This window comes from Chitinophaga rupis, from assembly GCF_900109685.1.
Lineage (GTDB): Bacteria > Bacteroidota > Bacteroidia > Chitinophagales > Chitinophagaceae > Chitinophaga > Chitinophaga rupis.
In genome coordinates, this window is record NZ_FOBB01000001.1 from 360,171 (window position 1) to 382,990 (window position 22,820).

The 22,820-nt window shown below is 48.8% G+C and carries 17 protein-coding genes; 8 read left to right on the forward strand and 9 right to left on the reverse strand.

Annotated features, from left to right (window positions below; genetic code table 11):
• Positions 1 to 147: 147 nt before the first annotated feature.
• The 8 genes from BMZ54_RS01355 to BMZ54_RS01390 all read right to left on the reverse strand — a co-directional run bounded on the left by BMZ54_RS01355 (position 148) and on the right by BMZ54_RS01390 (position 10,942).
• Entirely contained in the window at positions 148 to 1,269 is a 1,122-nt protein-coding gene (locus tag BMZ54_RS01355; protein ID WP_089906356.1) for a redoxin family protein, read from the reverse strand.
• A 129-nt stretch (positions 1,270 to 1,398) separates the two neighbouring features.
• A complete protein-coding gene (locus tag BMZ54_RS01360; RefSeq protein WP_089906357.1) occupies positions 1,399 to 4,821 on the reverse strand; it encodes a ThuA domain-containing protein in 3,423 nt (1,140 codons plus the stop codon).
• A gap of 14 nt (positions 4,822 to 4,835) precedes the next feature.
• Entirely contained in the window at positions 4,836 to 5,576 is a 741-nt protein-coding gene (locus tag BMZ54_RS01365) for a ThuA domain-containing protein (protein WP_089906358.1), read from the reverse strand.
• A gap of 146 nt (positions 5,577 to 5,722) precedes the next feature.
• Positions 5,723 to 6,442 carry a 3-keto-disaccharide hydrolase gene (locus tag BMZ54_RS01370; RefSeq protein WP_089906359.1) on the reverse strand — a complete coding sequence of 240 codons (720 nt, stop codon included), beginning with the start codon at positions 6,440 to 6,442 and terminating at the stop codon, positions 5,723 to 5,725.
• 265 nt (positions 6,443 to 6,707) lie between these two features.
• Positions 6,708 to 7,127, reverse strand: coding sequence for a c-type cytochrome (locus tag BMZ54_RS01375; protein ID WP_089906360.1), 420 nt, complete (start codon positions 7,125 to 7,127; stop codon positions 6,708 to 6,710).
• A 128-nt stretch (positions 7,128 to 7,255) separates the two neighbouring features.
• Positions 7,256 to 8,308, reverse strand: a complete 1,053-nt coding sequence (locus BMZ54_RS01380; protein ID WP_089906361.1) for a sugar phosphate isomerase/epimerase family protein — start codon at positions 8,306 to 8,308, stop codon at positions 7,256 to 7,258.
• A 151-nt stretch (positions 8,309 to 8,459) separates the two neighbouring features.
• A complete protein-coding gene (locus BMZ54_RS01385) occupies positions 8,460 to 9,626 on the reverse strand; it encodes a Gfo/Idh/MocA family protein (RefSeq protein WP_089906362.1) in 1,167 nt (388 codons plus the stop codon).
• A gap of 65 nt (positions 9,627 to 9,691) precedes the next feature.
• Positions 9,692 to 10,942: an MFS transporter gene (locus tag BMZ54_RS01390; protein ID WP_089906363.1), complete on the reverse strand. Its 1,251-nt coding sequence runs from the start codon at positions 10,940 to 10,942 to the stop codon at positions 9,692 to 9,694.
• Between the two features lie 376 nt (positions 10,943 to 11,318).
• Between BMZ54_RS01390 and secA the strand changes: the two genes are divergently transcribed.
• The 4 genes from secA to BMZ54_RS01410 all read left to right on the forward strand — a co-directional run bounded on the left by secA (position 11,319) and on the right by BMZ54_RS01410 (position 17,107).
• On the forward strand, positions 11,319 to 14,648 hold the full coding sequence (gene secA / locus BMZ54_RS01395) for a preprotein translocase subunit SecA (RefSeq protein ID WP_089906364.1): 3,330 nt from the start codon (positions 11,319 to 11,321) through the stop codon (positions 14,646 to 14,648).
• Between the two features lie 140 nt (positions 14,649 to 14,788).
• Complete coding sequence (gene deoC / locus BMZ54_RS01400) at positions 14,789 to 15,478, forward strand: deoxyribose-phosphate aldolase (RefSeq protein WP_089906365.1); 690 nt, start codon at positions 14,789 to 14,791, stop codon at positions 15,476 to 15,478.
• Between the two features lie 20 nt (positions 15,479 to 15,498).
• A complete protein-coding gene (locus tag BMZ54_RS01405) occupies positions 15,499 to 15,942 on the forward strand; it encodes an SPOR domain-containing protein (protein ID WP_089906366.1) in 444 nt (147 codons plus the stop codon).
• Positions 15,926 to 17,107, forward strand: a complete 1,182-nt coding sequence (locus BMZ54_RS01410) for a M20 metallopeptidase family protein (protein ID WP_089906367.1) — start codon at positions 15,926 to 15,928, stop codon at positions 17,105 to 17,107. Before BMZ54_RS01405 ends, BMZ54_RS01410 begins: the two co-directional genes overlap by 17 nt.
• Positions 17,108 to 17,387: 280 nt before the next feature.
• Here the strand turns inward: BMZ54_RS01410 and BMZ54_RS01415 are convergent, their stop codons facing one another.
• Positions 17,388 to 18,665 carry a serine hydroxymethyltransferase gene (locus BMZ54_RS01415; protein WP_089906368.1) on the reverse strand — a complete coding sequence of 426 codons (1,278 nt, stop codon included), beginning with the start codon at positions 18,663 to 18,665 and terminating at the stop codon, positions 17,388 to 17,390.
• A gap of 188 nt (positions 18,666 to 18,853) precedes the next feature.
• Between BMZ54_RS01415 and BMZ54_RS01420 the strand changes: the two genes are divergently transcribed.
• From BMZ54_RS01420 to BMZ54_RS01435, 4 genes are all read left to right on the forward strand, one after another.
• The gene (locus tag BMZ54_RS01420) at positions 18,854 to 19,846 is read left to right on the forward strand and encodes a sugar phosphate nucleotidyltransferase (RefSeq protein ID WP_089906369.1); all 993 of its coding nucleotides are present in this window, start codon (positions 18,854 to 18,856) and stop codon (positions 19,844 to 19,846) included.
• A gap of 46 nt (positions 19,847 to 19,892) precedes the next feature.
• Positions 19,893 to 20,837 carry an NAD(P)H-dependent flavin oxidoreductase gene (locus BMZ54_RS01425; protein ID WP_089906370.1) on the forward strand — a complete coding sequence of 315 codons (945 nt, stop codon included), beginning with the start codon at positions 19,893 to 19,895 and terminating at the stop codon, positions 20,835 to 20,837.
• Positions 20,838 to 21,046: 209 nt separating this feature from the next.
• Positions 21,047 to 21,328 (forward strand): RNA recognition motif domain-containing protein, encoded by a 282-nt coding sequence (locus BMZ54_RS01430; protein WP_089906371.1) that lies wholly within the window; start codon positions 21,047 to 21,049, stop codon positions 21,326 to 21,328.
• 68 nt (positions 21,329 to 21,396) lie between these two features.
• Positions 21,397 to 22,812 (forward strand): sigma-54-dependent transcriptional regulator, encoded by a 1,416-nt coding sequence (locus tag BMZ54_RS01435; RefSeq protein ID WP_089906372.1) that lies wholly within the window; start codon positions 21,397 to 21,399, stop codon positions 22,810 to 22,812.
• Positions 22,813 to 22,820: the final 8 nt, after the last annotated feature.

Sequence of the window (22,820 nt, forward strand, 5' to 3'; positions counted from 1 at the left end):
GGGGAGGAGTTGCGCACGGGTTGCACACGGGTTACGGAGCCTTTTTAGGAGGGAAGGATACCAATTACACCCGAATAGGACAGCAATGGAATTGCCGGCTCATTTTGGGGCACCTGACATGAACTTCACACGGGAAAACCATAGCTTTTAGTAATACCTCCCTATCAGCTTGTTTTCCACAATTGCTTTGCGTAGCTCCAGCATGTTCACTGCGCCCTGGTGCCGGTACACAATGTTACCACCGGGCTCTACCAATACAGTATATGGCAAAGCTCCCTGCCAGTCCGGATCTACGGCTTCTATAAGCTGGTATTTATCACTGCCCGTGTACAGGTAATTCTTATTGGAGGCCTGCAGCTTTTTAAGCTGGGTCAGGGCTTTGCTCATTTTCTCCGGGCTATCAGTGGTAATGGTAATAAATTCAAAATCCCGCTCCCGGTACATACGGTCGGTATTTATAAAGGCAGGCAGCTCCTGTATGCAGGGGCCGCACCAGGTGGCCCAGATATTAATGAGGCGCAGCTTATCGCCCTTGTTCTTTAATAATTCTTTGATGCCGGTGGCATCCAGGGTATCCAGGCTTACGGGGCGCTGGGCCCATTCCTTATACAGCTGTGCGTTATACTCATCTTTCCAGGCCCATTTAATAGAGCAGCCAAAGGTTTTCTGCACCGGTGTTTTCACTTCCTCGTGGTGCAGTACTGCATCAATAGCCCCACGGATATCCTCTGCCTGGCCGGTGCCGGGTTTTTCCTTACTATCCAGGCGGCCGGTATAGCGCAGCTTGCGGCTTTCATCAAAAATAAAGGCATGGGGCGTGGCTACCGGCCCGTAGGCCAGGGCTACCTTCTGATCATCACCATCATATAGATACGGGAAGTTAAATGCATGTTGTTTGGCGCGGAGCTGCATTTCCTCATAGGTATCTCCCATTTCCGTATACCCCAGCTCACCCAGGTTCACGGCTGTTGGGCTGTTGGGAGATATGACCACCACGGCTACCTGCTGCGGGCCATAGTCTTTGGCCAGCTGTTTAATACGCTCCTCATAAGCCTGTGCTGTGGGGCAATGGTTACAGCTAAAAACAATAGCCAGCACTTTGGCTTTGGCAAAACTGTTGAGGGTATAGGTTTTCCCATCCGTACCCTTCAGGGAAAAAGCCGGCGCCGCAGCGCCAATGGATAAGGTTTTAGGCTCCGGGTGATGGCTTTGAGCCATGGCGGGTAATACAAAAACCATTAACAGGAGGTAAAGCAGTTGTTTTTTCATAACTGAAATATGGGTTGGGAACGGAGTAATAAGTTAAGGAAAGATAATGGGATTTGGAAGCTTTCAATTTTAATCAAAAGGGCAGCCTGGTACCAGGCTGCCCTTTACTTAAACAACTTTATAATTAAACTATTTTGACATTAACTGCAAGCTGGCAATTGCTACCGGCGCTTGTTCTGCAGCATCTGCTGCTTTTAAACGGAGGTAAAGGGTATGCTGCTTGGCATCTGATATTGGCGTAAAGGTAATGAGCGCAGTATTAGGCGCTGGCACGGTTTTCATGCCGGGGCCAATTGTTACCTCACCCAGCTTGGTACCCTGCAGGCCATCCAGCAACACTTCTACTGTGTAGCCATATTGCGGGGCCTTTTGTGCAAAGTAGGTAAGCTCAATACCGGTTACTTCGGTAAGGTCTATATGATCATAAGCGGCCCAGCCGGTTACGTTGGCAGCCGGTAACAGGTACTTTTGCCCGTCTACACTGAAAGTGGATACCCCATCGGCCTTATCATAATCCGCGGCAGACAGCTTAGCGTTAAACAGCTCCGCACCTGCAGTACCGGTAATAGGTTTAATACCAGGACCGCCTTTATCCGTATAGCTGGCCATCAGGTAAAACACGCCTTTATCTTTCAGCGGGTTACCCAGGGTAGGATCTATAGAGCTGTTCAGCGGCAGGGATTCCGGTTTCTTTGCATCTGCCGACTGTGACATAATGTATTCCACGATCTGGTGCGCTTCACCGCTGGTAATAGTGGGGTGAGCCGACATCGCGGTTTCGCCCCAAACACCACCACCGCCTTTAATGATCTTATTGGCCAGGTAGTCCGGTGCAGCAGGATCGTTCTTATACTTTTCCGCTACTTCCTTAAAGGATGGCCCGATGGATTTTTCATCCAGCTTATGACAGGTTTTACAATCGCTGGCTTCCATCATATTCTTACCGGCAATGGCGCCGGAAATAATCTGGTGGCCCTGCGGCAGGGCGGCCTTATCACGGCCTTCCACATACTCTGCTTTTACAAAGATGTTGGATACATCCAGCTTACCATTAGCGCTGCTGCCATCTTCCTTATCATTTACGGTTACCGTGTAGTGTACCTGTTTACCAGGGAAGTAGAACATCTTGTTACCAATGATGTCTATTTTCACATCCGGGGTTTCATTACCGGCGTATAAGGTTGTGGTATAGCTGCGGGTGCTGGCGCCTTTATCATCTATCACCTCTACCGCTACCGGATATTCACCGGCGGTAGTATAGGTATATTCTTCCTCCGGCTCTGTAGTTTCTTTTTTGCTGCCATTGCCAAAATACCACAGGTATTTCAGCTTATCGCCATCCGGGTCTATGGAGCTGCGGGCGCTGAGCTTTACTTTAAAGGGCAGGCCGCCGGTAAGCTTATTTACCGTTAATACGGCTTTAGGCGCACGGTTGCCACCATTGTAATCTATACGCACCAGGGCTGCATCCGGATTTTTGCTGAACCAGCCATTACCATATTCCAGGATATAGATACGGCCATCGGGGCCCATTTCCATATCAATAGGCGCATTGAGCTTGGTATGCTCCATAAAGGGCTCCATTTTGGAGTAGCTGCCATCCGGGTTCAGGGTTACCGCTTTGATCCAGCCACGTACCCAGTCATAAATAAACAGCTTACCATTATAGTAGTCCGGGAAGCGGGTGGCCTGCTGGTTGGCATACAGATCACTGTAGTATACAGGCCCTGCCATGGCATTACGGCCACCGCTGCCTACCTGCGGGAAGTCGGGCGATTTTGCATACGGATACCAGATAAAGGCCGGCTGCGCGGGCGGCAGGTCTTTTATACCGGTATTGTTGCGGGAATTGTTTACCGGGTGGGCAGGGTCAAATGCAGGACCGCTTTCGCCGGTTTCATAATTATACAAACGGTAAGGGTAGTTGTTGCCTACAAACATGGGATAACCAAAGTTACCGGCTTTCTTAGCCTGGTTCACTTCATCATAACCACGGGGGCCGCGGTTAGGATCATCGTTATTGGCATCCGGGCCTACCTCACCCCAGTACAGGTAACCATTCTTTTTATCTACAGAGATACGATACGGATTTCGTGTACCCATTACGTATATCTCCGGCCGGGTATTTTTAGTACCGGGCTTAAAGAGGTTGCCTTCCGGTATGGAGTAGCTGCCGTCTTCATTCACTTTTATACGTAAGATCTTACCCCGCAGGTCGTTGGTATTGGCGCCGGTGCGGCGGTCATCGTACTGCAGGTGGCCGGGACGGTCGTCCAGGGGAGCGTAACCCTTGCTCACATATTTCTGACCCGGTTCATCAAACGGCGTACTGTTATCGCCGGTAGAGAGATACAGCAAGCCGCTGGCATCAAACGTTAGCGAGCCACCGGTATGGCAGCAAATATTACGTTGTGAGTACAGCTGCAGAATGATCTTTTCAGAGGCTGTATCCAGCTTATTATTCTCGAACTTAAAGCGCGACAGGCGATTCACAGACGTATCTGCCGGTGAATAGTATAAATAAACGTAGTGGTTATTCTTAAAATCGGGATCGGCTGTAATACCCAGCAAACCTTCTTCTGCATTTACATTGGGTACATCTGTTTTGCAGTATACCCGTAAGGCGCCTACCTGTGTAAGCTTTTTGGTGGCCTGGTCAAAGTACAGGATCTCACCGCGGCGTTGTACCACCAGTATGTTCAGATCAGGCAGTATAGCCATTTCCGTGGGTTCAAAGAACTCACCGGAGACCAGCACATTCTTGGTAAAACGATCCTCTTCCGGTACACGCAGGGTGGTGGCTTTGCTGTAATCCATGTACTGGTTGCTGCCAATGGCGTATTTGATGCCGCCCAGTAAATGTTTCAGGTAGTTAGGCTCCGTATAGCTTTCATCCGTATGCCCCAGCTCTGTATAAAAAGCGCGGCCGCCGTCAAAGTCGTGGTACCAGCTTATGGGGTGCTCGCCCATGGTGCCGCCCTGGTAAGTTTTCTCATCTACCGTTATGAGCACATGCGTGGTTTTATCCAGCTTTTTGAAATTATACCATTCATCGGAATGCTCCCATTTCTCCGGCAGGTCTTTGGTGGCCTGAAAGGTTTTATCCTTTATGGTTAGGGTGGCCTTATGCACGCCTGGCGGGTGATTATCAAAATAGCCGCCTACGAGCTGACCATACCAGCCCCAGTCATACTCCGTATCTGTAGCGGCATGCACCCCTACAAATCCGCCGCCGGCCTGTATGTAGCGTTCAAAGTCGGCTTCCTGGTAGTTGTTTAAAACATCGCCGGTGGTGTTCAGGAAAATAACGGCTGCGTATTGCTGCAGGCTGTCTTCCCGGAACCGGTCGGCATTTTCTGTGGTATCCACATCAAAGCCATTCTCTTCGCCCAGCTTCTGAATTGCTTTGATGCCGGCAGGTATAGAGGAATGACGAAAACCCGTGGTTTTGGAAAACACCAGTACTTTGGGTTTTCCGGGACGGGTTTTGTGACAAGCGGTTATGAGGACGCCCAGGCCCAGCATTACCGTAATAGCTAGTATGTATCTCATTTTATGGTAAGTGCTTAATGCTTCTTTTTTGTATTACCGGTACCCATAGCGTACTGCAGGCCACCCAGCACATGTTGTAAATACAGGGGATCGGCATAGGATTCTTTGGTATGGCCCATTTCAGTATAAAATGCGCGGCCGCCATCAAAATCATGGTACCAGCACATTGGATGGTTATCCCCGTTCTTGCCTCCTTCGTAGGAGGTTTCATCTATTTTAATCAGTACGTGCGTATCCGGATTAATGTCTTTAAAGTTATACCACTCATCTTTCCTGATCCATTTTTCGGGCAGGTGTTTGGTGGCGGGATTGTTCCTGTCTACCACCAGCAAAGTTGCCTCCTGCTGTTTGGGATGGCTCAGGAACCAGGCGCCTACCAGCTTATTATACCAGGGCCAGTCGTACTCCGTATCGGTTGCGGCATGGATGCCCATAAAACCGCCACCGCCACGGATGTAACCTTCCATAGCTGCCTGCTGTGCATCATCCAGCACATTGCCGGTGGTGCACAGGAATAAGATGGCTGCATATTGTTTCAGGTTATCAGGGGTGAATACACTGGCATCTTCCGTAGTATCTACTGCAAAGCCGTTTTCCTCACCCAGCTTTATCATGGCCAGCTTACCAACGGGTATACAATCATGCCGGAAGCCAGCGGTTTTTGCAAACACCAGTAGTTTGGGTTTAGGCTTTGCCTGGGAAGTGAGGAAGAAGCCCAGCAAGCATAAGAGGAGTGTGATGTTTTTAGTTTTCATATGCGCGTAATATGGAATTACGAATTATCAATTACGAATTAGAATGCGGCGAAGGTGAACTCGTATGTACCTTAACGTTATATCAGAATTACAAACAAATACAGCTACAATGAAATACCAATTCGTAATTGACAATTCGTAATTAATTAAAGAACGTGGATCTTAATATCTCTATACGATACCTCATGGCCATGGTCCTGCAGGGAAATGTGCCCTTTGGAGAACTTGGCAAAACCCGGCCATGTTTTGAATTTACTATTGGCCAGCAGCTCTTTCCATTCATCTGAACCTATTGTTACATTCACGGTTTCAACATTATTGAGCCATAAAGTAAGCTGGTTATTGTATTTCCTGATCTTAGCCGTGTTCCACTCTCCTACTGGCTTTACTGCGTTCTGTGCTGATTTTTTCAGATCATACAGGTCGCCGGAATTATGTTTGGTGATCTTACCATCGGGATGTTTAGCATCATCCAGCACCTGCATTTCAGGACCGGTAAGATAGGTTTGCTTATACTCAGGATCTTCATGTACCATGAAGATGATACCGCTGTTACCACCTTCGGATATTTTCCATTGTACGGACAGCTCAAAATTTTCATATTCTCCATCTGTTACCAGGTCGCCACCGGGTGCGCCGCTCTTCTTAGCTTCCGGGTCCAGCTCCAGCGCACCATCCACTACTTTCCAGGCGGGGCTTACGTCTTTTTGCAGATAGGTATGCCAGCCTTTGGTGGTTTTCCCATCAAACAGCAGTTTCCAGCCTTCTTTTTTTTCCTTGGATGATAATGTATTCACCTGTTGCGCCATGGCAGACGTGGTAATGAGGGTACCAGCCAGGAGCAAGCTTTTGAATGGTAATTTCATAACTGAGTACGTTTAGAATTTTAGCAGTTTGTAATGTAGATAAGATTAATTGCTTTTTAGTATTGTTTTTTATGAACGGAACGGGCCGTTTTCCTGCTGCTGCCTATGCTCCTGCGTAACAGACAATTCGTATCCTGTGCGCACCGTTCATTTACTGGCCGCATGGTTTCCGGATCTCTCAATTTGTGTGTAGGGGCTGTTCCTGCGCAACAAGGGCAGTAAAACAGTATCCCGGAAAAACAGGTGTCTTTCCGGGATCGTTCATTTATTTCAATGATAAAATATACTTCACCATTTCTTTGGCGTCTTCTTTCTGTAAGGAGGGATGTGGCAGCATGGCTACTTCGCCCCAGTTACCGCTTCCGCCTTTGATCACCTTGTCGGCAAGGGTTTCCACATTCTTGTCGTTATTCTCGTACTTCTGTGCTATTTCCTTATAGCCTGGTCCTACCAGCTTGGTATCTTCCTTGTGGCAGGTTTTGCAATCCTGGTCATCGATCAGGGTTTTGCCTTTGGCTACGGGTGCATTGGCGCCGGGTGATACCATTGAGGTATCTACCGCACCGCCTTCCTGGCCTGCTGTTGCGTTGCTGCTGCTTGCCTGCTCACCACTTTTCTGTCCACCGCCGCAGGCTGCGAAGAAAAAGGCACTCAGTACAAACGGCGCCAAAAATCGCTTTCTCATGTTTGATTCTCGTAGTTTAGTTGTTAAATGTTGATCGTTATGCATAGCTATTAGCACTTAGCTGTTAGCTGTTAGTGATTATGTTCTGTTTTTTAGCTAATAGCAAAAAGCTAAAAGCCAATTGCTTTTTAAAGTCCCAGTATTTTCCTGTTGAGCGCTTCATTAGGGCCGGTGCCGGCAAAATCATCAAAGGCTTTTTCCGTTACTCTTATGATATGATCTTTGATGAAAGGCGCGCCTTCGCGTGCGCCGTCTTCCGGATGTTTTATACAGCATTCCCATTCCATTACTGCCCAGCCGTCAAAGCCATATTGCGTTAATTTACTGAAAACCGCTTTAAAATCCACCTGTCCATCGCCCAGGGAGCGGAACCTGCCGGGACGGTCTATCCAGCCCTGGTAACCGCCGTACACGCCGGAACGGCCGGTTGGGTTAAATTCCGCATCTTTTACATGGAACATGCGGATGCGCTCGTGATAGATGTCAATATACTCCAGATAATCCAAACATTGTAATACAAAATGGCTGGGGTCGTACAGGAGGCAGGCACGGGCATGGTTACCAGTGGCTTCCAGGAAGCGCTCATAGGTAATACCATCGTGCAGGTCCTCTCCGGGGTGGATCTCATAACACAGGTCCACGCCATTGGCATCAAACTCATTGAGGATGGGCAGCCAGCGGTTGGCCAGCTCCTTAAACCCGGTTTCTACCAGGCCGGCAGGGCGCTGGGGCCAGGGGTATACGGTTTGCCATAAAAGCGCACCACTAAAGGTGGCATGCGCCTTTAAACCCAGGTTCTGACTGGCTTTGGCTGCATACTTCAATTGCTGCACCGCCCACTCCGTACGTGCGGCAGCGTTATTACGGTATTGCTCAGGTGCAAACCCATCGAACAATTCATTATACGCAGGGTGCACGGCTACCAGCTGGCCCTGTAAGTGGGTGCTCAGCTCTGTTATTTCCAGGCCCGCGGCGTTTACGATCCCTTTAATCTCATCTGCATAGGTTTTGCTTTCCGCAGCCTTTTGCAGATCAATAAAGCTGCTTACCCAGGTAGGGATCTGCACCCCTTTAAAACCCAGGCCGGCGGCCCATTCACAAATATTCTTCAGGTTATTGAAAGGCGCGGCATCTCCTGCAAACTGCGCCAGGAATATGCCTGGTCCTTTTATTGTTTTCATATTGTGTGCTGTTTCCGTTGTGAAGAATGTAAAAACCAGCTATAAAACACCAGCTGCAAAAGGTAAACGCAGAAAGCCAACGTTGGCATAAAGCGTGTCTTAGCTCCCATACTTTTACATTTTACCCCAGCATTTTACATGTATGATCTTATTAAATCTCGAACGTCGTCCACTTCTGCTCACTCTGTGCAGATTTTACCACATTGTCAATGAACGCCATGCCGCGTACGCCGTCATCTACACTGGGGAAATCCAGCGCTTCAGGCGATGGCTGGGCGCCATCCAGCTTAGCCGTGAGCGTGAGTGCAAAGTTACGGTACAGGTTACCGAACGCCTCCAGGTACCCTTCAGGGTGGCCACCGGGGGTGCGGGTATTGTGTACGGCGTAGCTGCTCTGGTAGCCGCCGTAATTGCCGCCGGCGCGGTAGATCTGCGCGGGCTGGTCCAGCCATTTTACCAGCAGGGTGTTGGGCTCATGCTGTGCCCATTCCAGGCCGCCTTTTTCGCCGTATACCCTTATACGTAGTGCATTTTCTTCACCGGCTGCTACCTGCGATGCCTGTAATACGCCGGCTGCACCGTTATCAAAACGCAACAGCACACCGCCATCATCATCCAGGGCGCGGCCCGGTACCAGTATGTTTAAGTCGGCACACAGCTTTTCGATCTTAGCGCCGCTGATATATTCTGCCAGGTTGGCGGCATGGGTACCGATATCGCCCATACAACCGCTTTTGCCGGAACGTTTGGGATCTGTTCTCCAGGCTGCCTGCGCATTACCTTCTCTTTCTGACATTTTGCTTAACCATCCCTGTGGGTACTCTACCCAAACTTTACGGATCTTGCCGAACACACCTTCCTTCACCATCTGGCGGGCCTGTTTTACCAGGGGGTAGCCGGTATAGGTATGGGTAAGCAGCAGGGTTAAACCGGTTTGCTCTACTTTGGCTTTCAGCTGTTTGGCTTCATCCAGGGTAAAGGTGATGGGCTTTTCAATTACTACGTTAAAGCCTTTATCCAGGGCCATCATGGCTGGTTCAAAGTGGGCAAAGTTGGGCGTAACAATGGTTACAAAATCCAGGCGGTCATCCGCGGGGCGGGCGGCCTCTTTTTCCAGCATTACTTTAAAATCCGTATAGGTGCGTTCGGGGTCCAGAAATAACATTTTTCCTGAATCCACGGCTATCTCCGGGTTTACGCTCAGCGCGCCGGCTTTCAGTTCGATCAGGCCGTCCATGTTGGCGGCAATACGGTGGATTGCTCCGATGAAGGCATCTTTACCGCCTCCGATCATTCCCATTCTTAGCTTACGGTTCATTGGCAAATCAATTTATCAATTATGCTTAGTGATTTATATATGCTTCAAGGCCTCAACTGCTCAGGTTATATGGTTTGTGCAGCGGGCTGTGTTTGTGTTAAGGAAACCTTTGATTTTTTCCTGAATTTCAGGAAGAGGAACAAAAAGGCAACGATCAGTATTACCGGTAAAATGATCACGGTCATCATAGTATCCCTGCCGGCCTGTAATTCTGCGGCTACCTGGTCGGCGCCCTGCTGTAATGCTTTGGCTTTATTACCATCATACCAGCTACCCATAAAAGGTAATATAATGGCTACAGACAGCATACCTGCGCCGCCCATAATATTCAGGCCCAGCGCGCCGGTTTCCGGAATATATTCTGATACAAAACCCAGCATAGTAGGCCAGAAATAACAAACCCCTACAGCAAATACGGCAGCAGCAGCAAAAGCTTCATACCCGCTGGCATGGCTTAACCAGAACAGGCCTAATGTAGCAAATACGGCAGAGAAAAGCAGCATACCGGCGGGGTTCAGGCGGTGTACCACCGGACCTGCAAACAAACGGCCAATGGCCATTATAAAGTTTATAAACACAAATACCAGGATGGCAGATACGCCCACTTGTTTCAGCAGGGCCTCTATCCACTGGCTGGTTCCCAGCTCTGTAGAGGCGGTGAGGAACATGCACAATACCATAAATATGAACAATGGGCCTACACAGGCTTTGAGCATTCCTTTATATGAAATGCCGGAAGCGGCACGCTCCGTTTGCGGAAAGCGCTGGGTCAGGAACAATACACCATATATTAAGGCCGGTACCAGCAACACGCCCATAAGTGCCTGCCAGCTCAGATGCAATGCATCGATCATAAAATAGGCTATTAAGCCGCCTATTACATTCCCCCCGGGGAACCACATATGAAAGCGGTTGAGCATTTTGGTTTTTTGGGTGGAGTAAATAGTAGCCACCAATGGATTGCAGGCAGCTTCTACACTACCGTTGGCAATGCCTATCAGCAAGGTACCCAGGAAAAGCGTCCAGAAAGAGGTAGCAAAAATGGTAACTGCCACACCCAGCAAGTGCCCTACAAAAGCCAGCGTTAATATTTTGCGCATACCTACTATATCTATTAACGGGCCTCCTATGATCTGCGCCAGGGTAAAACCCCAGAAGGCTGTGCCGGCAATAAGCCCTACCTGCTCACCGGTAAGCTTAAAATCGGTTCCCCACATGGTCATGATCTTAGCCCTGATTGCAAAGGTCATAGCGGTGACAATTAACGCCAAACAACTTGTATAGAACAGTTTTTTGGACTGGATCAGATTCTCCATATTACGTGTGAATTTTAGATTTAGTTTTAAACGTGTTAATATATAGTATGGACCTTAAAACGTTTAAATTTATAAAAACTTATTGCATATTTTCCACTCCTGCCTCTGATTATTTTGTTTTTATTTGACAGATGGAAGCCCCCATTTGTGGGTTGCTGTTAAAAAATTACGGCTGCCGGCCGGCGCTAAAAATGACAATTACCGCCGGCTTAAATGATCACTTTATAAGTACCAGTTAATTAATACTCCCCTATCAGTAAATAATTCATAATTTTACAGTCCTTGTAAAAAGGGTGTATTGCTGACAGCTTGTCACCTGTATTTTCCAAGCATGTTATTTGTGTTGACCATTATTTGCATTCAATAATTTATACTCATGTTAGGTTTTTTGACAAAAATTTTTGGCGGACATAAGTCTGAACGAGATGTTAAGGCTTTACTGCCGCGTGTGAAACAGATCAATGAAGTGTATGAAAAACTGCAATCCCTTCCTTTGGATGAGCTTCGTAATAAAACCCAGGTTTTCCGTCAACGGATCAAAGAACACCTGGCCAATATAGATGATGCTATTGCTGCCAAACAGGAAGCCGCGGAACACGAAGCCGACGTTTCTACCAAAGACAGTATTTACCAGGAAATAGATAAGCTGAAAAAAGACCGGGACAAACAGATAGAAGTAGTGCTGGATGAGCTGTTACCGGAAGCTTTTGCCGTAGTAAAGGAAACGGCCCGCCGCTTTTCCCAGAATACCACCCTTACCGCTACCGCAACTGAGCTGGACCGCCAGCTGGCAGTTACCAAAAAATACCTGACCATTGAGGGTGACAAAGTGACGTGGAAGAACACCTGGCCTGCTGCCGGTAGTGATGTAACCTGGAATATGGTGCATTATGATGTACAGCTGGTAGGTGGTATGGTGCTGCACCAGGGTAAAATTTCCGAAATGGCCACGGGTGAAGGTAAAACCCTGGTATCCACCCTGCCGGCTTACCTGAATGCGCTGGCCGGTGAAGGGGTGCACATTGTAACGGTGAATGATTACCTGGCCCGCCGTGACTCCGAATGGAACGGCCCTATCTTTGAATTTTTAGGCATTACGGTTGATTGTATAGATAAATACCAGCCCAACAGCGCGGAACGCCGCAACGCCTACCACGCTGATATTACCTATGGTACCAATAACGAATTTGGTTTTGACTACCTGCGTGATAACATGGTGCACAGCCCTGAGGAAATGGTGCAACGCAAACACCATTATGCCATGGTGGATGAGGTGGATAGTGTGCTGGTGGATGATGCCCGTACCCCGCTGATCATTTCCGGCCCCATACCGCGTGGCGAAGAGCAGGAGTTCCATGTACTGAAACCCCGCATTCAACGCCTGGTAGAAGCCCAGAAAAAAGTAACCACCCAGTTCCTGAACGAAGCCAAGAAATTAATAGCAGAAGGTAAGGACGATCCCAAAACAGGCGGTTTAGCGCTCATGCGCGCCTGGCGCGGGTTGCCCAAGAACAGCGCTTTGATTAAATACCTGAGCGAACCTGGTAACAAAGTGCTGCTGCAGAAAGCAGAGAACTATTACCTGGCCGACCAGCAGCGTGAAATGCCGAAGGTGGACGAGGAGCTGTACTTTCATATAGATGAAAAGAACAACAGCGTAGACCTTACGGATAAAGGCATTCACCTTATTACCCAGGAAGGCGAAGATGCCAACTTCTTTATAATGCCGGATGTAGGTACAGAGATCGCTGAAATTGAAAAGCTGGATATTACTGCTGAAGAAAAGCTGCAACGCAAAGATGTACTGCTGCAGGAGTTTGCACAGAAATCTGACCGCATACACTCTGTACAGCAGCTGCTGAAAGCATATACGCTGTTTGATAATGATGTGGAATACGTGGTAATGGATGGTAAAGTAAAGATCGTGGATGAGCAGACCGGCCGTATACTGGAAGGCCGCCGCTACTCCGACGGTTTGCACCAGGCCATTGAAGCCAAGGAAAATGTGAAAGTGGAAGCTGCCACCCAAACCTTTGCTACCATTACTTTACAGAACTACTTCCGTATGTACCATAAGCTGGCCGGTATGACCGGTACAGCAGTTACAGAAGCCGGTGAGCTGTGGGAAATATACAAGCTGGATGTGGTAACCATTCCCACCAACCTGCCTATTACCCGTATTGATGCGGAAGACCTGGTATACAAAACCAAACGCGATAAATACCGCGCCGTAATAGACGAGATCAAGACATTACAGGCTAAAGGCCGCCCGGTACTGGTAGGTACCACCTCCGTAGAAGTATCCGAGCTGCTGAGCAAAATGCTCACCTTTGAAAAAATACCGCACAACGTACTGAACGCCAAACAGCACGCCCGTGAGGCCCAGATAGTGGCTGAAGCAGGGTTGGCAGGCGCTGTAACCATTGCCACCAACATGGCCGGCCGTGGTACGGATATTAAGCTGGGCCCCGGTGTTAAGGAAGCCGGTGGTTTGGCCATTATAGGTACGGAAAGGCATGAAAGCCGCCGTGTAGACCGCCAGCTGCGTGGCCGTGCCGGCCGCCAGGGTGATCCCGGTACTTCCCAGTTCTTTGTATCCCTGGAAGATGACCTGATGCGTATGTTCGGTTCTGACCGTATTGCAGGCCTCATGGACCGCATGGGTTATAAAGAGGGCGAAGTGATACAGCACAGCATGATCACCCGCTCTATTGAACGCGCGCAGAAGAAAGTGGAAGAAAATAACTTCGGTATCCGTAAGCGTTTGCTGGAGTATGATGATGTGATGAACAAGCAGCGTACAGTGATCTACTCCAAACGTAACCACGCCCTGTTTGGCGAGCGCCTGGCCATTGACATTGACAACTCTTTCTACGATGTGGCGGAAAGCATTATCACCACACACAAGGAAAGCGGCGACCATGAAGCCTTTACGCTGGATGTGATCATGAACTTTTCTATAGATACCGACATTACGGCGGAAGATCTGCAGAAAACAGATATTGCACTCCTAACAACTAAATTATACCACCAGGCTAAGGAAAACTATGAGCGTAAAACCGCTGAAATAGCTGCCAAAACCCTGCCGGTGATTACCCAGATCCATAAGGACCAGGGCCACCAGATAGAGAATATTTCCATTCCCTTCACCGATGGTAAAAAAGGCATTAACGTGCTGGCTAACCTGCAAAAGGTGATTGATACCCAGGGACAGGAAACGCTGAGCGCACTGGAACGCAGCATTACCCTGGCGCTGATAGATGATGCGTGGAAAGAGCACCTGCGTGCTATGGACGATCTGAAGCAGTCTGTACAGGGTGCGGTGTATGAACAAAAAGATCCGTTACTGATCTATAAGTTTGAAGCGTTTAACCTGTTCAAGCAAATGGACGGGGAAACCAGCCGCGAGATCGTGTCGTTCCTGTGCAAATGCGGTATCCCGGTTCGGGAAGACCGGCACCAGGAGCAGCAGATCCGTGAAGGACGCGAGCAGAAAACGGATATGAGCCGTATGCGCGCCTCTCACCAGGAGTTTGAAGGTAATGGACAAGGTGCTGCCACCGCCACTGCAGAACAGGAATATGCGACCAATGCAGAACCTGTGCGCCAGGAGCCGGTTCGTATAGGCCCCAAGGTTGGGCGTAACGATCCCTGCCCTTGCGGAAGCGGGAAGAAATACAAGCAGTGCCACGGAAAAGATCTGTAGTTTAATTACGAATAGTTAATTACGAATTACGAATGAGTGCGAAGAAAGCATTAGATTCGTAATTCGTAATTTTTTTTATAGCTACTCCATTGTATCCCATGAAGAATGCTACGCATTTTGTAATTGACAACTCGTAATCCATGCAGCTAAATAAATATATTGACCATACTATCCTAAAGCCAACAACCACTAAAGAGGACATTAAAACCCTGTGCATGGAGGCGGTGGAGTATGATTTTGCGGCCGTATGTGTGCCGCCGCCCTTTGTGAAAATAGCCAAGACCTTTACCGGCAATACGGGCGTGAAAGTGGCTACGGTGATCGGTTTCCCGTTTGGATATTCAGCCATAGAGGCCAAGGTAGCGGAAACCGTACTGGCTATTGTAGACGAGGCCGATGAGCTGGATATAGTGGCCAACCTGATCGCCATCCGCAACCAGGACTGGGCTTACCTGGAAAAGGAAATTGCCACCCTGCTGCCCATTGTGCGCAGCAAAGGGAAAGTGATCAAGGTGATCATTGAAAGTGGCATATTATTGGAAGATGAAATTATACAGTGCTGTGCGCTGTATACCAAATACGCGGTGGATTTTGTAAAAACCTCTACCGGGTATGCGGAAAAAGGAGCCAGCGTGGCAGCCGTACAGCTGATGCGGCAGCATTTGCCGGCTAATATCCAAATAAAAGCTTCCGGAGGTATTCGTACCTTTGCTTTCGCCCAGGAGCTGATAGCTGCGGGCGCTACCCGGTTAGGATGCAGTGCCAGCGTAGCCATTATGAAGGAAAGCAGGGGACAGGGCTCCAATGGCGCTTCCGGTATTAATTATTAAGTCTTCATTATTAACTATATATGAAATATCTGATTACAGCAGCTTTAGTATTGATGGGTGGCATAGCCGCTGCGCAGGACAGTTCCTTTGCAACGGCCGGCGGCGGTAATGTAAAGGTGATCAAAGACAGCCGTATTGATATGCTGATCAAAAAACAGATCTACATCAATACGCTGGCTATCCGCAACCAGCCGGGTTTCCGGGTGCAGGTGATCACCACCAACCGCCGGAACGATGCCAGCGAAGCTAAAGCCCGCGTGATGCATGCCTTCCCTGATTACCGTACCTACCTTGACTTTCAGGCGCCTTATTTTAAAGTGCGTGTGGGTGATTTTAAAACCCGGGAAGAAGCCACTGAGCTGCGCGACAAACTCTCTGATCTGTTTCCCAACGGCGCATTTGTAGTGCCCGCCCTCATCAATGTATCTCCGGATAAAGAATTGTCGAATGAAGAACCGAATTAAGTCATTAGCCAGGGAATTTGCACCAGCATTCATAGATATCAGACATCATATTCATTCCCATCCTGAACTCTCTTTCCAGGAATATGCCACCTCACAGTTCATTCAACAAAAGCTGGATGAATTTGGCGTTCGTTACCAGGCCAATGTAGCCGGTACCGGCATAGTAGCGCTGGTAGAAGGGAAGAACCCTTCCAAACGCACGGTGGCCATCCGCGCAGATATTGATGCCTTACCTATTATAGAAGCCAATAACGTTCCTTATAAATCAAAAAATGAAGGCGTAATGCATGCCTGCGGGCATGATGTGCACACCACCTGTGTGCTGGGCGCTACCAAAATATTACAGCAGGTAAAGGAAGAATTTGAAGGTACTGTGAAAGTGCTGTTCCAGCCCGGTGAAGAAAAACATCCCGGCGGGGCCAGCCTCATGATTAAAGACGGCGCGCTTGAAAACCCGCGCCCGCAGGCCATTTTAGGGCTACATGTATTACCCAATATGGAAACAGGCCTGCTGGGTTTCCGTAGTGGTAAATACATGGCCAGCGCCGATGAAATTTACATCACCATTAAAGGTAAAGGCGGGCATGCCGCAGCGCCCCACCTTACGGTAGATACTATTTTAGTAGCATCTCACCTGGTAGTAAGCCTGCAGCAGATCGTGAGCCGGAATAATGATCCCTTCTCCCCTTCTGTATTATCTATCTGTGCATTTAACGGCGGGCATACTACCAACGTAATTCCCAGTGAAGTTAAGCTGATGGGCACTTTCCGCGCAATGGATGAAACCTGGCGTTTTAAAGCGCATGAGCTTATTAAGAAGCAGGCCACTGAGCTGGCGCATGCCATGGGTGCGGATATTGAGATCGACATTTTAGTAGGTTACCCTACTTTATATAACAATGAGGAAGTAACTACCCAGGCACGTTCCTTAGCAGAAGCCTATATGGGTAAGGAGCAGGTGGTAGATACGGAAGTGCGGATGGGTGCAGAAGATTTTGCTTTTTACTCACAGATAGTACCGGCCTGTTTTTTCAGGCTGGGTACCGGTAACAAGGCCAGGGGCATCACCTCCGGCGTACATACGCCTACTTTTGATATTGATGAAAATGCCATTGAGATAGGCATGGGCGCGATGGCGTACCTGGCCGCTACACTGGCAGTGTAGCGGAATTACGAATTGTCAATTACGACCCCGCCAAAGCGGGGCACGGCCTGCCCGCCCCGCGGGAAATGCCATTGAAAGTAATTATGATATGAATAATTACGAATTGAGTAGTTCGTTATGAATGCTGCAGCGTTTTAAAACTGATCACCCAGGATGTGGTATAACTAAAAAGCCTCCATCACTCAAATGATGGAGGCTTTTTTATTTCAAGAGAAATTACGAATTACAAAAAAATCGCTTCGATCCATTCGTAATTCGTAATAAATAATTCGTAATTGAATTACAGCTCCGGGTACAGCGGGAACTGGCCCATAAAGCCGTTCACTTCTTTGCGGATCTTTGTGATCAGCGCCTCGTTATCTGCATCCATCAACAGCTCATCCATCCACTGCACTACCTGCGGCATATGCTCTTCCTTCATACCACGGGTGGTGATGGCCGGCACGCCTACGCGGATACCGGAGGTTACAAAAGCAGATTTATCATCAAAAGGCACCATGTTCTTGTTCACGGTAATATCTGCCTTTACCAGGGTTTGCTCTGCTTTTTTACCGGAAATATTCTTGTTGCGCAGGTCAATCAGCAGCAGGTGGTTATCCGTACCGCCGGAAATGATCTGGTAGCCTTTGTCCACAAATGCTTTGGCCATGGCCTGGGCATTTTTCAGGATCTGGCGGGCATATACATCGTATTCATCTGTCAGGATCTCAAAGAAGGATACTGCTTTAGCTGCGATCACATGTTCCAGCGGGCCGCCCTGTATGCCGGGGAATACCGCGGTATCCAGCAGAGAGCTCATCATGCGGATCTCGCCTTTGGGCGTTTTCAGACCAAACGGGTTCTCAAAATCCTTGCCCAGCAATATCATACCGCCGCGGGGGCCGCGCAGTGTTTTATGGGTAGTAGTAGTTACAAAGTGGCAATGCTCAAAGGGAGAGTTAAGCAATCCTTTGGCAATAAGGCCTGCCGGGTGGGCAATATCTGCCATTACAAAAGCGCCTACCTGGTCGGCAATCGCGCGGATGCGTTTATAATCCCAATCGCGGCTGTAAGCGCTGGCGCCGCAAACGATCAGCTTCGGCTTTTCTTTCAGCGCTATTTCCTCCATTTTATCATATTCTACCAGGCCGGTTTCTTTGTTAACGCCGTAAAAGAACGGCTGGTACAGCTTTCCGGAGTAGTTCACGGAAGAACCGTGGGTCAGGTGGCCGCCCATGCTCAGGTCCAGTCCCAGAATTTTATCGCCGGGCTGCAGAATGGCCATCATTACGGCTGCATTGGCCTGTGCGCCGGAGTGCGGCTGCACGTTGGCATATGCTGCGCCAAAGATCTCCTTAGCCCTGTCAATAGCCAGCTGCTCGCTCTGGTCCACTATTTCGCAACCACCATAATATCTACGTCCGGGATACCCTTCTGCATATTTATTGGTTAATACCGTACCCATGGCCTGTATTACCTGCAGGCTGGTAAAGTTTTCAGAAGCTATCAGTTCAATGCCGTGGCGCTGACGTTCCAGTTCCTGGCCGATGATATTGAATATCTGGTTGTCTCTTTGCATGGAGCTTTAAAATTTGCTGCAAAAATAGGTTAAAGGGGAATGAAATGCAATTGAAAATGGTCCATGGCCGATGGTCCATGGACTGTTCCAAAAAATTACTATCTTCACGCCCCTGGGGCCATATCCGGCCAGAGAGTAAGCGCTGGAACAACAAACAGCAGCACGATTTTCTAAACCTAACGCTAAGAATGAAGGCCATAATACCAGTAGCAGGTGCCGGCACCAAGCTACGTCCACATACATATACACAACCCAAAGCGCTGATACCACTAGCCGGGAGAACCATCCTGAGTATTATTATAGATCAGCTGGTGGAAGCAGGCATACAGGAATTTGTATTTGTAGTAGGTTACCTGGGAGAAAAGATACAGCATTACGTACAGCAGAAATACCCGGGCCTTACCTGCCATTTTGTACAGCAAAACAGCCGCGAAGGTACCGGCCACGCCATTTTACTTACCCGCGACCTGGTGAAAAATGATGAGATCCTGATCGTGCTGGGCGATACCATTTGTGAAGGGGATTACAGTGAGCTGATCAACTCTCCCGTATCCATGCTGGGACTGAAAAAAGTAGATGATCCGCGCAACTTTGGCGTAGCTGAGATCAATGAAGAAGGGCATATTGCCCGCGTGGTGGAGAAACCGCAGATCCCCAAATCCAACCTGGCTTTGGTAGGATTGTACAAGATCAAGGAAACAGCGCAGCTGTATGATTGCCTGCAAAACAATATTGACCAGAAAATAAAATCGCACGATGAATTCCAGCTTACCGATGCGCTGGAATGTATGATACAGCATAACGTGCAGTTCAAACCTTTTAAAGTAAGCAACTGGTTCGACTGCGGGCGTAAGGAAACCCTGCTGGAAACCAATGCCATCCTGCTTAAAAAATACAAGCTGGCCAATAACCCGGTGCTGCCTTACGAAGGCACTATTATTATACCGCCGGTAAGCATTGGTGAAGGCTGTAATATCAAACACTCCATTATTGGGCCCAATGTAGCCATAGGGGATAATACCGTGATCAGCTATTCCATTGTAAAAGATTCTATTATCGGCTCTTTCACCAACCTGTATGAGGTGGTGTTAAAATCTTCCCTGATCGGCAGCGATGCCAATATCCGCGGGCTAAGCCAGAGTTTGAATATTGGCGATAATACGGAAATAGACCTGGGATAGGTTTCAATTACGAATGGTCAATTCGTAATTATATTTAAATTGCTGTATGGCTAACCGCATTGTACAACTCTTCAACATAAAATATCCCATTATCCAGGCCGGCATGGTATGGGCCAGTGGCTGGCGTTTAGCCAGTGCGGTTAGTAATGCAGGCGGCCTGGGATTGATTGGCGCCGGCAGCATGTATCCCGATGTATTGCAGGAACATATCCGCAAATGCAAGCAAGCTACCCGGCAGCCTTTTGGAGTGAACGTGCCCCTGTTATACCCCGACATTGAGGAACTAATGCAGATCATTATCCGCGAAGGGGTGAAGATCGTATTCACCAGCGCCGGCAATCCCAAAACCTGGACTCCCCTGCTTAAAGAGGCCGGCATTATCGTAGTACACGTAGTATCCAGCTCCGTATTTGCTTTAAAAAGTCAAACCGCCGGTGTGGATGCCGTGGTGGCAGAAGGTTTTGAAGCCGGTGGGCATAACGGGCGGGAAGAAACTACCACCATGGTGCTGGTACCTGCCGTATGCGGGCAGGTACAGATCCCTGTTATAGCCGCGGGCGGCATTGGCTCAGGAAAGGCCATGGCAGCAGCTTTTGCGCTGGGCGCCGAAGGCGTGCAGGTGGGTAGCCGTTTTGTGGCTACGCCGGAAGCCTCCTCCCACGCAGATTTTAAAGAAGCCGTGCTGCAGGCCAAAGAGGGAGATACTGCATTGTCACTAAAAAAGTTAACGCCGGTGCGCCTGCTCAGGAACCGGTTTTATGAAAGCGTAAAAACGGCAGAAGACCGGGGCGCCACGGCAGAAGAGCTGCTTACGCTGCTGGGCCGCAGCCGCGCCAAAAAGGGTATGTTTGAAGGGCAATTGGAAGAGGGAGAGCTGGAAATAGGCCAGGTGAGCGCGCTGATACAAACCATTAAACCTGCGGCCACTATTGTGCAGGAGATCTGGGAAGAGTACCTGCAAACCTGTAAAAGATTGTCGGCCCCCCTCTAATAAGTGCGTAATACAAAAATATATTAGCGCCACTGGTCATATTCTTTGGTGATTATGATTTATTTAACATTATTATTGTTAACTTACTAACCAATTACAGCGATAAGCATCTCCAACGACGTTTTTACTGCCAATCAAACTCCCGGTAGTTTTCTAATCTGTTGCCTTACTTAATTGCCTGTTGAATTTCTTTTTAAAAGTGAACTTGTATGAATATCAATGTGTCAAACCTGATGCCCTCTTTTCGTGAAGAAGACTTACGGAACCTTTTTACAAAATTTGGCCAGGTGGCCTCCTGTAGTATTATCACCGATATATTCACCGGCGCCTCCAAAGGATTAGCGAATGTAGTAATGCCGGATAACAATGCAGCAATGGAAGCCATTGCCCAGCTGGACGGATACCGTGTAAACGGCCGGCCTATCGGGGTTAGCATGGCTAAGGAACGCCGGCAGCTCTCCTCCAGCAATGGCAGGAACTACCGGTATTAATGGTGTAGAGAGCCCCAGCGCCCCTGTTGCCGGTGATATTGCCAGGCAATCATCTTAAAATGAACACCATGAAAAATATTCTGATCATTGACGATGAACCTGGCATTTGCTCCCTGTTACGTACCATACTGGGTAAACAGGGTTTTATGGTGGACACTACTTTATCGGGAAACACAGCACTAAAAATGATTAAAGAAAAATCATATGATATTGTGTTCTGTGATTTCCGGTTAAAAGATAAGGAACAGGATGGGAGTACGCTGCTGCAGGTGATACACACTGCTAACCCGGAAACCGCTGTGATCATTATGACCGGGTACCCGGATGTACGCATCGCCATCCGCCTGATAAAAGAGGGCGCCTATGATTACCTGCCCAAACCCTTTACTGCCACGCAAATAACGGAGGTAGCCAATCGCGCATCAGCCGCGCAGCCGCTGCCCGTTACCGCTCTTATAACACCGTCGCCGTTAAATGTATCCGCTCCTAAAAAGGGGCCTGGCCTGCAGCTTAGCGACCATTATGTATATGGCGAAAGTGAACGCGCCCGGGAGCTGCTGCAGCAAATTAAGCTGGTAGCGCCTACCAATTATAGCATTGTAATTTACGGGGAAACGGGTACCGGTAAAGAATCGGTTGCCCGCCTGGTACATATGAACAGCGCACGGGCCCAACAACCCTTTGTGGCGCTGGACTGCGGCTGCCTGACCGATGAGCTGGCGGCCAGTGAACTTTTTGGTCATGAGAAAGGCGCCTTTACCGGCGCTATTAATGCTGTGCAGGGCGCTTTCCGGGAGGCGCAGGGCGGCACCCTGTTCCTGGATGAAATAAGCAACCTGAGTTATAATGTACAGATAGCGCTGCTGCGTGTGGTGCAGGAAAGGGCCATAAGGCCCGTAGGCAGCACGCGGGAAATACCGGTAGACATTCGCCTTATTGTAGCCTCTAATGAAGATCCGGCTAAAAGTGTAGAAAAAGGCAATTTCCGGCAGGACCTTTTTTACCGGCTGAATGAATTTAATATTGCCGTTCCGCCACTGCGGGAAAGGCTGCAGGACCTTCCCCTGCTCATTAACGGTTTTGTTGAAGAGATACAGGAGGAGCTGCAGAAAAAATGCGGCGCCTTTTCCGATGATGTAATAGAACACTTTTACACCTACGCCTGGCCCGGCAACATCCGTGAGCTGAAAAATGTGATCAGGAGATTGTGCCTGCTATCTGTAGGTTTACAGGAAATACCCCTTTCTTTTTTACCGCAGGAAATGATGACTGCCCCGCAGGAACCTTTGCTGGCGGAAGATGGCGCCGCAGTTGCGCAGGAAGACCAGCATCACTTAAAAACCATTTCCCGGCAGGCGGAATACGACAAGATCCTGTCTGTAATGAAACAGGCCCTGTATAATAAAACCAAAGCGGCACAGCTCATGAATATAGACCGCAAAACACTCTATAATAAGCTGCACCTTTACAAGATCAAGCTGTAAACGGCTGC